The organism is Streptomyces sp. NPDC059668 (assembly GCF_042734135.1).
Classification (GTDB): Bacteria; Actinomycetota; Actinomycetes; order Streptomycetales; family Streptomycetaceae; genus Streptomyces.
In genome coordinates this window covers 449,019-461,575 of the sequence record NZ_JBHWEL010000001.1, presented here as the reverse complement: position 1 = coordinate 461,575, position 12,557 = coordinate 449,019, and the positions used below count along the sequence as shown (strand labels likewise).

The window sequence follows — 12,557 nt, the reverse complement described above, 5'->3', positions numbered from 1 at the left end:
GCTTGCTATCCGGAACAACGTTCCGTATCTTCAAACGGGACAGGGTTCCGTTTGCTCATCATCTCAGAGCCGGAGCCGGCGGCCAAACCGTGCGCGGCCGGCCCCGGCCCGCGGCGGAGACCCGACGACGGGTGTCCGCCGAGCCCGTGGGCCCCCGCCACATCCATCACACCCATCACACCCACTCTGCGCGCAGAAATTGAACGGAAGGCACTCCCATGCCCGAGACAGACGTCGCGACCGCCCCGGCCCTCACGGTCACCCCCACTCCGGTCGTCTCCGTGAGGCCGGTGGTGCTGCCGGCCCCCGGCCGCGGTGAGGACCTGCAGGTGCGGGTGTCCGCGCCCACGACCGGCCACGACCTGCCCGTGATCGTCTTCTCGCACGGATACGGCTGGTCGATGGACGGCTACGCCCCGCTGGCGGACCACTGGGCCGCGCGCGGCTTCGTGGTCCTCCAGCCCACCCATCTCGACTCCAGGACACTCGCTCTGCCCGCCGACGACCCCCGTACGCCTCTGATCTGGCGTGTCCGGGTCGAGGACATGAAGCGCGTCATCGACCACCTGGATCTGCTGGAGGCTTCCGTGCCGGGCCTCGAAGGGCGTCTGGACCGGAGTCGCGTCGCCGTGGCCGGACACTCCTGGGGGGCCCAGACCGCGAGCATGCTGCTGGGCGCGCGCGTGCTCGACTCCGAGGGTGTCCCGGGGGAGGACATGTCCGACCCGCGGGTCAGGGCGGGCGTGCTGCTCGCCGCTCCCGGCCGGGGCGGCGACGACCTGTCTCCGTTCGCGGCCGAGCACTTCCCCTTCATGAACCCGTCCTTCGACGACATGACCGCACCGGTCCTCGTGGTCGCCGGGGATCACGACCAGTCCGCGCTGACCGTCCGGGGACCGGACTGGTTCACCGACCCGTACTTCCTGAGCCCGGCCGGCAAGAGCCTGTTGACCCTGTTCGGCGCGGAACACTCGCTCGGCGGGATCCCCGGCCACGGCGTCGCGGAGACCACCGACGAGAGTCCCGAACGAGTCGCCCTGATACAGCGGTTCACCTGGGCGTTCCTCCGCGGCGCTCTCCACCCCGGGGACACCGGCTGGGCGGCGGCGTGCGCCGCGCTGGAGAAGGACCCCGCGCCGCTGGGCCGGGTGGAGAGCAAGTAGGCGAGTGCGCCCCCTGAACGACATCGGCGCGCTCCCACCGGCGCCAACCCGTGGAAAGGAACCAGTGGTCCCCATGTCCCCACCGGCCGTGGCCCGTTTCGGGATCATGACCGCCCCCTCGCAGGTCGACTACGACGACATCCTGCGGGTCTGGCGGGAGGCCGACGCCATCCCGGCGATCGAGCACGCGTGGCTGTTCGATCACCTCATGCCGATAGGCGGCGACCCGAACGGGGTGACCTACGAGGGCTGGACCCTGCTCTCGGCGCTGGCCGCGTACACGCGGCGGCTGCGTCTCGGTGTGCTCGTGACCAGCAACCGCTTCCGGCCGCCCGCGGTGCTCGCCAAGATCGCGGCCACCGTCGACGTCGTCTCCGGCGGCCGTCTCGACTTCGGCATCGGCGCCGGTTCACGGCCGGGCCACCCGCTGGCCCGGCGCGAGTACGAGGCACACGGCCTGCCCTTCCACGACGCCGCCCGCGCCGTGGGCGGACTCGCCGAGGCCTGCACGGTGATCCGGCGGCTGTGGACCGCGTCCGAACCCTTCGACTTCGACGGCGCCCACATCAGGCTCACCGGCGCGTTCGGCAATCCCAAACCCGTTCAACGCCCGCATCCGCCCCTGCTGATCGGCGGCCGCGCGCCGTCGACGCTGCGGGTGGCCGCCGAGCACGCCGACCTGTGGAACATCCCCGGCGCCGACATCGACGACGCCATCGACCGCAGCGCCCTGCTCGACCGGTACTGCGCCGAGATCGGGCGCGATCCCGCCTCGATCACACGCTCGATCCTGCTACCGGTCTCCTACGACGATCCCGGTGCCACCCGGGACGCGATCCACGGAGCGACCGAGGCCGGCTTCCGGCACATCGTCCTCGGGCTGCCGGCGCCCTACCCCCTCGGAGTGGCGCGCTGGGTCGCCGACGAACTCGTCCCCGCGCCACCGGGCGAACCCGTCACCGCACCGCCCCGGCAGGACCCGCGCGGGCGGCACGACCCGGCGCGGGACAGCCCTTAGGGCACGGCTAAGGGCTGTCCCGTAACCGAGCTGTCCTGGAGAGGCCCGCTCAGTGAGTTCGAGCAGTTCTGCTGAGGGCCGCCTCACAAGGGCGACCAACTTGGCCACCCCAGGGGCGCGCCGCCTGGTTCGCACATGCTTTCCGGGCGGCCCGGCGAGACACACCACACTGCCGGCGCCGTCCAGAGCAGCACCGCCGTGGCGAGAGCTGTCAGCACCAGGGTCGCTGCGACTACCGACAAGAAGAGCCGGCCTGAACCTGTGCTGCCGCAACCGCAGTTCAACCAGGAACTGAGCAACAGCACGGAGGTCAGGAACCCGGATCCCAGAAAGACAATCCATCCGATCAACCAGGCACCGGCGCTGTACTGCGCCCTCTTCTCCGCGGGGGAAGGCCGTACTTCCTCTGTCTCCACGGATTCGCCTTCCAGCGGGAATGGTGCACCAGAAGGGGCGGCCGACAGCGGCCGACCCACCCCCGCGGCGCGTGAGGTTGCCTGGGGCCCTTGACCACAGGTGAGATGATCTCGGCGTGGCCGGCTCGCCAGCGCCGATCACCGAGCGGGTCTCGGTGTCCACCGGGAGCCAACAGTCCTTGGCGCAACTCGAAGAGTCGTCACTGATACGGCCGATACAGTCGGCCGGTGATCACCAATCCCAAACTCCACATAACCATCGACTGTACTGAGCCCGAGCGGCTCGCGGCATTCTGGGCTGCTGCACTGGGTTACCAAGTCGAGCCGCCGCCTGCACCGTTCGCTACCTGGCGCGCGTACTGGCTGGACCAAGGCCTGCCAGAGGAGGAGCTGGGCGCAGGCGACTGCAGTGACTCCGCCATCGATCCGCATGGCGTCGGCCCGCGGATCTGGTTCCAGCAGGTACCCGAGCCGAAGGTCGTCAAGAACCGGCTCCACCTTGATCTGGGTGTGAGCGGAGGCCGTAGCGTCGCGTTTGCCACTCGCAAGGAGCGAGTGCTTGCCGAGGTGACGCGGCTGGAGGGCTTGGGCGCGTCCCGGTTGCGCATCGAGGAATCGTATGGCTCGGGTTCATTCTTCGTCGTGATGCAGGACCCGGAGGGCAACGAGTTCTGCGTTCATTGAACAATTGGAGGCGGTAGAGCGCGCGGCCGGCTCGCTGCCGATCCGGTGAGGGCGAGATTGTGCAGCCGGGCGATGCCGAGCATGGCGTGGTGGACGCCGTCGCCCTTGAGGCGGCAGTCGCGCAGGATCTTCCAGTTCTTCATGCGGGCGAAGGGGTGCTCGACGCGGGCGCGGACGTTACGGTGGGCGGCGTTGTGTTCCTTGTGTCAGCCCAGGAGTTCGGCCTGGCCGCGTTCGCGTCGGCACCGTCAACGGCACGGTCGACCCCACCCTGCGGCTGCGTCCCGGCGTTCGGGATGACGAGGCCGGTGCCCCGGTAGCCGCCGTCGGCGATGATCGTGGTCCTGCCGACGGCGGCCTTCGCTCCGGACATCTCCCACGCCTTGCGGTCGTTACGGTTACCGGGCACTGGTCGGCCGACGGCCACGACCAGGCAGGGCGGTTTTTCCCCCTGAGTTCCTGGTCAGAGCGCTGCACGTACTCCAAGAAGACCTGCTGGAAAGACTCCTTGCCGCCAGACAGCTCCGCAGCCAGCCCCGCGTCGTCAAGCGCAAGATGTCCAACTACTGGCTCAAGCGGCCTGAACATCAAACCTGGCCCCAACCCACCCGCGCCGGCACCCGAGCCATCCGCATCAAACGACCACCCCCACCCGACCCAGACCCGTAAAGCAACGGCATTGAGCGGCCGGCTGCCGGGCTGGACAGCGGCGGGCATCCGACAGCGTGGTGACCAGGCGAAAGCTGTTGTCTGCCGCCGCGTCCTTGCCGATGCCTTTGAGCTGGTAGGCCAGGACGCGGACCTGCACCGGATCTCGTTTCGCAGGGTCGGTGCCGGCGTGAATGCTGGAGAGCCATGATCCGTCACGCAGGAGCTTGTTCACGGGCAGGACACGGTTGGCCGGCACCCGCCAGAGCAGGTCGGCGCCACCTTCGGTGAAGGCCCGCCACAGCGGGACGCCAAGAAACTCGCGGTCGGCCAGGACCAGCTGGCCCGCAGTGCAGGACCGGGGCAGACGGCCGACGAGAGTGACTTCACCAGTCCGGCAGCCGGCGAGTTCCGCATCCAGCACCGCATGGCCGCCCACCTCCACCAGCGCCGCCATCCGCACCTGGACAAACGCACTGCGCTTTCGTCCGCGGCCACTGCCAGGACGGCCGAACGCGGCCTGGTTGACCTCCCTGTCCTACGTCCCAGCACGTCCCGTCGACGGCCACAACCCGCAGACCCCGCCAGAACGCGCCAGGCGTCGACTCATCGGCCATCGGTCATCGGCTTCGCACTCGCCGCGAACAGCACCTGCAGCGGCTCGGAACCCAGTCGCTGCCGAGCTCTGAACAGCGAAGACTTCGCCGGAACATGCCAGTCGCCCAGCAGTCCCAGCCCCCGCAGACCCGCGACCAGATGCCGCATGGCCTCGAGATAAGGAGCCGGCGAAAACAACGCCAGCCCCAGAACGAAATACACCACCAACCGCGCAGGAAGCAGCCGTCTCCGCCGCTCTGAACGCCCACACGCGGCCACCACCCGGTCTACCAACCCCGGCGGATACACCCACGTCAGCAGACCAAGACCCGATAAGTCCGACGCACTCGACGCCACCCCAACCACCCCGGGACCTACCACCAACCAGCCTACGCCCACGCCAAAAGCAACGGCATTGCCCTTAGGGCGTGTCGCCGGCGCCGCCCGTGGTGGGCGCGGCCTTGTGCTGACGGCCTCCGGGACGTGGTGCGTCGGCCGCGTCACGGACGCTGTCACGGGCGGCGGCCGCCACCGCTTCGGCCGTGATGCCGAACTCGGTGTAGAGACGCTGGTAGTCCGCCGACGCGCCGTAGTGCTCGAGGCTGACGATGCGTCCGGCGTCGCCGACCACGTCGCGCCAGCCCTGCCCGACGGCGGCCTCCACGCTGACCCGGGCCCGAACGGCGGGCGGCAGCACCGCGTCCTGGTACTCCCGGGGCTGGTTGGCGAACCACTCCCGGCACGGCATGGACACCACCCGTGCCCTCAGACCGTCCTGTGCGAGGAGGGCGCGGGCGTCCAGGGCGATCCGCACCTCCGAGCCGGTCGCGACGAGGATGACGTCCGGCAGCGCGCCGTCCGCGCCATCCGTGCCGTCGGCGCCCTCGGCGAGGACGTAGCCACCGTTCGCGGCGCCGGAAGCTGCGGCGAACTTCCCGCTATCGCGGTCCAGGACCGGCAGGTTCTGACGGGTCAGGATCATCCCGGCGGGGCGGTCGGTGTGTTCCAGGACGGTGCGCCAGCAGGCGGCGGTCTCGTTCGCGTCGGCGGGACGCACCACGTCCAGACCGGGGACGGCGCGCAGCGCGGCAAGGTGTTCGACGGGCTGGTGGGTGGGCCCGTCCTCGCCGAGGCCGATGGAGTCGTGGGTCCACACGTAGGTGACGGGCAACCGCATCAGCGCGGCCAGGCGTACGGCGGGACGCATGTAGTCGGAGAAGGTGAGGAAGGTGCCGCCGTACGGGCGGGTCAGGCTCTGCAGGGCGATGCCGTTGAGCACCGCGCCCATGGCGTGCTCCCGGATCCCGAAGTGCAGGGTGCGTCCGTACGGGCCGCCCTTCCACTCCTTGGTCTGCCGGTCGGCCGGTACGAAGGACGGTTCGCCGTCCATCGTGGTGTTGTTGCTCTCGGCCAGGTCGGCCGAGCCGCCCCAGAGTTCCGGCAGGACACCCGCGAGCGCGGTGAGGACCTCGCCGGACGCCTTCCGGGTCGCCATCCCCTTCGGGTCGGCCGGGAACTCGGGCAGCGCCTCGGTCCATCCCTTGGGCAGTTCCTGTGCCCGCAGCCGGTCCAGCAGCGTCCCGCGGTCCGGGTTGGCCTCCCGCCAGGCGCTGAACGTCTCCTGCCACCGGGCGTGCGCCTCACGGCCGCGGTCGGAGGCGGCCCGGGTCCGCGCCAGGACCTCGTCCTCGACGACGAACGCGCGCCCGGGATCGAAGCCCAGCAACTCCTTGGTCGCGGCGACCTCCTCGTCGCCGAGCGCCGAACCGTGGGCCTTCCCGGTGTTCCGCTTGGTCGGGGCAGGCCAGCCGATCAGGGTGCGCAGCATGATCAGCGAGGGGCGCCCCGTCTCGCCCTTGGCCGCCTCGATCGCGGCCAGCAGCGCGTCGACGTCCTCCACGTAGTCGCCGGTGCGGGTCCAGTCCACCGTCTGCACGTGCCAGCCGTACGCGGCGTAGCGGGCGGGGACGTCCTCGCTGAAGGAGACGTCGGTGTCGTCCTCGATGGAGATGTGGTTGGAGTCGTAGAACACCACCAGGTTCCCCAGTTCCTGATGACCGGCCAGCGACCCGGCCTCGGCGGTGACGCCCTCCATCATGTCGCCGTCCGAGGCGATCACGTACACGTGGTGGTCGAAGGGCGAGGTACCGGGCGCGGCGTCCGGGTCGAGCAGGCCCCGCTCACGGCGCGCCGCCATCGCCATGCCCACCGCGCTCGCCATGCCCTGGCCGAGGGGGCCGGTGGTGATCTCCACACCGGCCGTGTGGCGGTGTTCCGGATGCCCGGGGGTGGCCGACCCCCAGGTGCGATAGGCCTGGAGGTCGGACAGCTCTAGTCCGTACCCGGCCAGGTAGAGCTGGATGTACAGGGTCAGGCTCGAATGCCCGCACGACAGCACGAACCGGTCCCGGCCGAGCCAGCGGTCATCGTTCGGGTCGTGCCTCATCACCTTCTGGAACAGCAGGTACGCGAGCGGCGCGAGACTCATCGCCGTTCCGGGATGACCGTTCCCGACCTTCTGCACCGCGTCCGCGGCCAGCAGTCGGACGGTGTCCACCGCCCGTACGTCCACCGGGTCCCAGCCGGCCCGGTCGGCCACCGGCAGGCCCAGGCCGCGATCACGTCCGGCGATCACGCTTCCGGTGTTCGACGGCTCGCTCACCATGGGGTTCTCCTCAACACATCGTGGATTCGCACAGCAGGCGACTTCCTCACCGGTGTCGGCCGAGTTCACGGACCCTGCGGCACGGGCTCGGGGAAACGCGTACCCGGGCGGGGTCGGCACACGCCCCGTGACTCGGGCCTGGAACCGGGCCCGGACCCTGGCCTGGACTCGGGCCCGAGTGCGTGTACGACGTGACGCGGGTGGCCGGGGGCTGCCGCCGCGTCCTACTCCGCCGCTCCCGAGGAGTCGCCGAGTCCGAGCTCGTGCTCCAACTGGCTGCGGATGTCGCCTGGCAGCCGGCCCGTACGCGCCCATTCCACGATCAGTTCGGCCACCTGCCGCAGCTTGACGTTGGTGTTCTGGGAGATGCTCCGCAGGGTGTCCCAGCCCTCGTCCGGGGTCAGCCGGCCGACCGCCAGGAGCACGCCGATGGCCTGGTCGACGACGGCGTGCGACCGCACCGCCTGCTTGAGCTGGAGGTTCTCGTCCTCCAGACGCAGTACCTCGTCCGCCGCTGCCTCGATGGGCAAGGGGAACCGCCGCGTCATGTCCGCTTCGGACGTCAACGTCGCCTCCGTCGGTCTGGGGAGTCCGGCGCTACTTCGTCTCATCTCCTGCCCTCGAATTCGGCGCCGTCACACCGGCGTCGGGGACCGGCCCGCGCCGCAGCCCCGGGAACCCGGGGAGCGTGCCGCCGATGTCACCGGTCGCCTTCCGCGGCATGTGCGTGCGGGGACGCCCCGCGCAACTGCTGGTTCCCGGCGCCGTGTTCGGCGTCGTGCCGGGCGAGGAGGGCCAGCAGGTCCGCCACCGTCGGTCCGGAGTCCGCCGGGTGCCGCAGGAGGGTCCCCTCCTCGATCCGGTACTCGTTCGAGCGTCCTTGCCGGGTGTGGGTGAGGTATCCGCCCTCCTCGAGATCGGAAATGATCTTCTGTACGGCCCGCTCGGTGAGCTGGCAGCGCGCGGCGATGTCGCGGATGCGCGTGGTGCGGTCCTCGGCGATGGCGGCCAGCACGCGGGCATGGTTGGTCAGGAAGGTCCAGCCGGTGTGGGACTCGGGTACTCCATGCATCATCCCAGAGTAGACGCAGCATTCACGTATAAGAAAGGGTGAAAATCTTTTCCTGTATCTCTTGACGGGTGACGGGCCCGGCGCGGACCCTTGAGAGGTTCCCGCCCACGGCGACCCAGCGCCGTGGGTTTCGGCCCTGGCACGCCCCACCGAGCCCTGTCACACGGAAGGGATGACCGCGATGGAGTCCCCACGGCTGTCGGTAACCCGCTCCACCACCGCCGAGGGCGTCACCGTGCTGGCCCTGCGCGGCGAGATCGACTTCACCACCGGCACCGAGGTCCAGCGTGCCCTCCTCGACCCCGAGGGCGGGGCGACCGCCCACACCGTGGTGGAGCTGAGCCAGGTGACCTTCATGGACTCCAGCGGCATCAACGCGCTCATCGGGGCCCACCACGCCGCCACCGCCCTCCAGGGCTGGGTGCGCCTGGCGGCCCCCTCCCCCTCGATCCTGCGCGTCCTGCAGATCGTCGGCCTCGACACCGTGATCACCTGCTACCCCACGCTCCAACAGGCGTTGGGCGTCGGCGCGCGAGGCAGCCGGGCCGGTGCCGACCGCGCCCGGACGGACGGTCCGGCGGATGACCGGACGGACGGTCCGGCAGGTGACTGAGCGCAAGGCGTACGCCGACGCGGCACCGTGACGGCCCTGCCCCGGGCCGACGCCGGACACGAAGCCGGACACGAACCGTGTGATCCGTCCGCGGCCCGTGTCCGGCACGGCGAGAACCCGCCGCGGTCCCGGTCAGCCTTCGTGGCTCGGGAGGATCTCCTTGACCTTGGCGATGGCGAAGCCCCAGCCCTGTGACACGGTCGGCTTGCCCGGCACGGCCACCTCCTGCGGGTTGGTCAGTACGTCGAGCAGGACCGGCCCAGGGGTGTCGAGGGCCCGGCGCACACTGTCGTCGAGGTCGTCCGGGTCGGTGACGCGGATGCCGGTGAGGCCGAGCGCCGTGGCCACCGCCGCGAAGTCGGGGTTGTCGAGCTCCGTACCGAACTCGGGCAGGCCGGCCTGCTCCTGTTCGAGTTTGACCATCCCCAGGCGGCGGTTGTCGAAGACCACGAGCTTCACCGGCAGCCGGTAGGTCTTGATCGTCATCAGGTCGCCGAGCAGCATGCTCAGTCCGCCGTCGCCGCAGAAGGCGACGATCTGGCGGTCGGGCGCCCAGAGTTGGGCCCCGAGGGCCTGGGGCATCGCGTTGGCCATCGAGCCGAGGTTGTACGAGCCGATGAGGCGCCTGCTCCCACGCATGCCGACGAAGCGGGACAGCCAGACGGTGGCCATGCCGGTGTCGGAGGTGAAGACGGCGTCCTCGGCGGCGTGGGCGTCCACCGCGGCGGCCAGTGCCTCCGGGCGGATCTCGTGGTCACGGTTGTCGAGGGCGGCCCTCAGCTTTCCGGTCCAGCGGTGCTCGTGACGCGGGTCGGCCAGACGCCGCTGACCGTCCTGCCAGTGGGCGAACCGTTCCCGCGCGTCGTCCAGGTGGCTCCGGTCCGGGACGGTCTCCAGCAGCGGGAGCAGGGCCCTCAGCGTCGCCCCCACGTCGCCGGTCAGGCCCACGTCCACGGGGACCCGGCGGCCCAGGTGTTCCTCACGGGTGTCGATCTGGACGACCTTGCGCCCCTTCGGATACCAGTCCCGGTAGGGGAAATCGGTGCCCAGCATCAGGAGCGCGTCGCCCCTGTCGAGGGCGTGGGCGGCGGCGGGGTTGCCTATCAGACCGGTCTGGCCCACCTGGAACTCGTTGTCCCCCTCGAACCCCTCCTTCGCCTTGAGCGTGAGCACCATGGGCGCCGCGAGTGCTTCGGCGGTCCGCAGGACCTCGGCCCGGGCGGCGCGGGCTCCGCGGCCGACCAGCAGGGTGACCCGGTCGGCGGCGTTGAGCAGCTCGGCGGCCCGCGCGAGCGCCGGGTCGTCCGGGCGGGTGACGGGGCGGTCGAGGGCGAAGCGCGCGGCACGGTCCTCGCTCAGTTCCTGGTCGCCCAGGTCTCCGGGCACGGTGAGGACCGCAACTCCCCCCTGGCTGACGGCCGCGCGTACGGCGGACTCCAGCATCCGCGGCATCTGGTCCGGGGAGGAGACGGTGGCCCGGTAGACGGCCACGTCACGGAAGAGCAGGTCGTTGTCGACCTCCTGGAAATAGTCGCTGCCGACCTCGGCGAGGGGCACCTGACCGCAGATCGCGAGGACGGGGGTGCGGCTCTTCGCCGCGTCGTAGAGCCCGTTGAGGAGATGGACGGAGCCGGGTCCCACCGTCCCCATGCAGACTCCCAGCGTTCCCGAGAGCTGGGACTGCGCTCCGGCGGCGAAGGCCGCGGCCTCTTCGTGCCGGCAGCCGACCCAGTCCAGGTCGTCAGTGGTACGGATCGCGTCGGTCAGCGGGTTCAAGGCGTCTCCGACCACGCCGAAGACGTGCCGGACGCCCAGTTCCTGGAGTGCGTCGACGATCACACGGGCGACGGTTCGTGCCACGGGAGTGCCCTTCGGTTCGGTGCGGCCCCTGGGAACGGGTGCCGGGTTCAGCGGGAGGGGGGAACGGCGAGTGCCGGGTGCGGCGCTCAGCGGGTGAAGCGGTCCGGGTCGGCCGCCTCCCAGTCGGATGCCCAGCCGGAGGGCGCCGATGCGGTCAGTTCTCCGGGCGTGAGCCAGTCGTGGAGTTCCGCGTAGGAGCGGACGGTGTGGGGGTTCACCCGCTGGAGCAGCATGTGGGGTCGCAGCCCGTGCGGTTCGTCGACGCCCATCGAGGCCATGATCTGGAGCGCGCTCTTGACCGTCGCCTGCTGGTAGCGCCGTACGCGCTGGGACTTGTCGGGGACGTCGACGGCGCGGGCGCGCCGTTCGTCCTGGGTGGCGACCCCGACGGGGCAGGTGTTGGTGTGGCAGCGCTGGGCCTGTATGCATCCGATCGCGAACATCATGGCGCGGGCGGCGTTGGTGTAGTCGGCTCCCTGGAGGAGGCGCTTGACCAGGTCGCTGCCGGTGGCGACCTTGCCGCTGGCGCCGATCCGGATCCGGTCGCGAAGCCCGGCGCCCACGAGGGCGTTGTGCACGGTCATCAGTCCCTCGCCGAGGGGCAGGCCGACGTTGTCCGCGAATTCCAGCGGCGCCGCGCCCGTTCCGCCCTCCGCGCCGTCGACGACGATGAAGTCCGGCGTGCTGTCCTCCTCCAGCATCGCCTTGCACACGGCGAGGAACTCACGGCGCGAGCCGACGCACAGCTTGAACCCGACGGGCTTACCGTCGGCCAGTTCGCGCATCCGGGCCAGGAAGCGCACCAGTTCGCGCGGGGTGGAGTAGACGCGGTGGAAGGGCGGTGAGATGACGGTGCGTCCCTGCGGGACGCCGCGGACGCCGGCGATCTCCGCGTTCACCTTGGCGCCCGGCAGCACTCCGCCGATGCCGGGCTTGGCGCCCTGACTGATCTTCAGCGACACGCACTTGACCTGTTCGTGCGCCGCCTTCTCGGCGAACTGCCGCGGGTCGAAGTCCCCTTCGTCCGTACGACAGCCGAAGTATCCGGTGCCGATCTCCCAGACGAGATCCCCGCCGGGCCTCAGGTGGTACTCGGAGAGGCCGCCCTCGCCGGTGTCGTGGGCGAAACCGCCCAGCTGCGCGCCGGTGTTGAGGGCGAGTACGGCGTTGCCGGACAGCGAACCGAAGCTCATCGCCGACACGTTGAGCAGCGCCATGTCGTAGGGCCGGGTGCACTCGGGTCCGCCGATCCGCACCCGTGGCGCCTCGGTGGGCACCGGCCGGGGGGCCATGGACGGGGTGAGGAACTCACTGCCCGTGCGGTACAGGTCGAGTTCGGTGCCGAACGGTTCCTCGGCGTCGGTGCCCTTGGCGCGCTCGTAGACGATGCTGCGGGTGTCACGGTCGAAGGGGCGGCCGTCGAAGTCGCGCTCGATGAAGTACTGCTGAAGCTCCGGCCGCAGCGCCTCCAGTGCGAAGCGGAGATGCCCGAGCACCGGGTAGTTCCGCAGGACGGAATGCCGGCGCTGCACCACGTCGTGGACGGCCACCAGCGCGAGCAGGAGCAGGGGGACGGCCGCGGCCCACCACCAGGGCGAGACCAGGGCGGCGACGACGGAGACGCCCGTCGCCAGGGAGCCGAGCAGGACAACCAGAAGTATCTTCAGCACCTGATGCTTGTGTCCCGAAGCCGGGACTCCATTCCGTCCGTGCCTGCGTGAAGGCGCCGCCCGGAACGGGGAGCGGGGGCGGGGCCGAGGGTGGGGCGGCCCCCCGGCGGCGCCCGGGGGGGAGTAGGGGGGTGAGGGCGAGTGGGGGGTG

Annotated in this window: 11 protein-coding genes and 1 pseudogene; 4 read left to right on the top strand and 8 right to left on the bottom strand. The window is 70.6% G+C overall.

Annotated elements, in window-relative coordinates:
• Positions 1–218: 218 nt before the first annotated feature.
• From ACFV2J_RS02050 to ACFV2J_RS02040, 3 genes are all read left to right on the top strand, one after another.
• The gene (locus ACFV2J_RS02050; RefSeq protein ID WP_385090129.1) at positions 219–1,163 is read left to right on the top strand and encodes an alpha/beta hydrolase family protein; all 945 of its coding nucleotides are present in this window, start codon (positions 219–221) and stop codon (positions 1,161–1,163) included.
• A gap of 73 nt (positions 1,164–1,236) precedes the next feature.
• Positions 1,237–2,181 carry an LLM class flavin-dependent oxidoreductase gene (locus ACFV2J_RS02045; protein ID WP_385436964.1) on the top strand — a complete coding sequence of 315 codons (945 nt, stop codon included), beginning with the start codon at positions 1,237–1,239 and terminating at the stop codon, positions 2,179–2,181.
• Between the two features lie 644 nt (positions 2,182–2,825).
• Entirely contained in the window at positions 2,826–3,281 is a 456-nt protein-coding gene (locus ACFV2J_RS02040; RefSeq protein WP_385090123.1) for a VOC family protein, read from the top strand.
• Here the strand turns inward: ACFV2J_RS02040 and ACFV2J_RS02035 are convergent.
• From ACFV2J_RS02035 to ACFV2J_RS02010, 6 genes and pseudogenes are all read right to left on the bottom strand, one after another.
• A pseudogene (locus ACFV2J_RS02035) lies at positions 3,275–3,714 on the bottom strand (transposase); the annotation flags it as partial. The gene ACFV2J_RS02040 and the pseudogene ACFV2J_RS02035 overlap by 7 nt on opposite strands.
• Positions 3,715–3,915: 201 nt before the next feature.
• The gene (locus tag ACFV2J_RS02030; RefSeq protein WP_385090120.1) at positions 3,916–4,386 is read right to left on the bottom strand and encodes a hypothetical protein; all 471 of its coding nucleotides are present in this window, start codon (positions 4,384–4,386) and stop codon (positions 3,916–3,918) included.
• 149 nt (positions 4,387–4,535) lie between these two features.
• Positions 4,536–4,883, bottom strand: a complete 348-nt coding sequence (locus ACFV2J_RS02025; protein ID WP_385090117.1) for a transposase domain-containing protein — start codon at positions 4,881–4,883, stop codon at positions 4,536–4,538.
• A 64-nt stretch (positions 4,884–4,947) separates the two neighbouring features.
• Entirely contained in the window at positions 4,948–7,191 is a 2,244-nt protein-coding gene (tkt, locus tag ACFV2J_RS02020) for a transketolase (RefSeq protein WP_385090114.1), read from the bottom strand.
• Between the two features lie 224 nt (positions 7,192–7,415).
• Positions 7,416–7,757 carry an ANTAR domain-containing protein gene (locus tag ACFV2J_RS02015; protein ID WP_385090111.1) on the bottom strand — a complete coding sequence of 114 codons (342 nt, stop codon included), beginning with the start codon at positions 7,755–7,757 and terminating at the stop codon, positions 7,416–7,418.
• Positions 7,758–7,891: 134 nt separating this feature from the next.
• On the bottom strand, positions 7,892–8,263 hold the full coding sequence (locus ACFV2J_RS02010) for a helix-turn-helix transcriptional regulator (protein WP_385090108.1): 372 nt from the start codon (positions 8,261–8,263) through the stop codon (positions 7,892–7,894).
• A 172-nt stretch (positions 8,264–8,435) separates the two neighbouring features.
• On the opposite strand from ACFV2J_RS02010, the gene ACFV2J_RS02005 reads away from it, so the two are divergent.
• Positions 8,436–8,876, top strand: a complete 441-nt coding sequence (locus ACFV2J_RS02005) for an STAS domain-containing protein (protein ID WP_385090104.1) — start codon at positions 8,436–8,438, stop codon at positions 8,874–8,876.
• Positions 8,877–9,008: 132 nt separating this feature from the next.
• On the opposite strand, the gene ACFV2J_RS02000 is transcribed toward ACFV2J_RS02005, so the two are convergent.
• Both ACFV2J_RS02000 and ACFV2J_RS01995 read right to left on the bottom strand, forming a co-directional pair.
• A complete protein-coding gene (locus ACFV2J_RS02000) occupies positions 9,009–10,736 on the bottom strand; it encodes a thiamine pyrophosphate-dependent enzyme (RefSeq protein WP_385436960.1) in 1,728 nt (575 codons plus the stop codon).
• A gap of 86 nt (positions 10,737–10,822) precedes the next feature.
• The gene (locus tag ACFV2J_RS01995; protein ID WP_385090097.1) at positions 10,823–12,406 is read right to left on the bottom strand and encodes an FMN-binding glutamate synthase family protein; all 1,584 of its coding nucleotides are present in this window, start codon (positions 12,404–12,406) and stop codon (positions 10,823–10,825) included.
• Positions 12,407–12,557: the final 151 nt, after the last annotated feature.

Bases quoted from the DNA above. Each gene is read 5' to 3' on its own strand.
- ACFV2J_RS02050 (WP_385090129.1), top strand. From the start codon at position 219: ATGCCCGAGACAGACGTCGCGACCGCCCCGGCCCTCACGGTCACCCCC.
- ACFV2J_RS02045 (WP_385436964.1), top strand. From the start codon at position 1,237: ATGTCCCCACCGGCCGTGGCCCGTTTCGGGATCATGACCGCCCCCTCG.
- ACFV2J_RS02030 (WP_385090120.1), bottom strand. From the start codon at position 4,386: ATGGCGGCGCTGGTGGAGGTGGGCGGCCATGCGGTGCTGGATGCGGAA.
- tkt (WP_385090114.1), bottom strand. From the start codon at position 7,191: ATGGTGAGCGAGCCGTCGAACACCGGAAGCGTGATCGCCGGACGTGAT.
- ACFV2J_RS02010 (WP_385090108.1), bottom strand. From the start codon at position 8,263: ATGCATGGAGTACCCGAGTCCCACACCGGCTGGACCTTCCTGACCAAC.
- ACFV2J_RS02005 (WP_385090104.1), top strand. From the start codon at position 8,436: ATGACCGCGATGGAGTCCCCACGGCTGTCGGTAACCCGCTCCACCACC.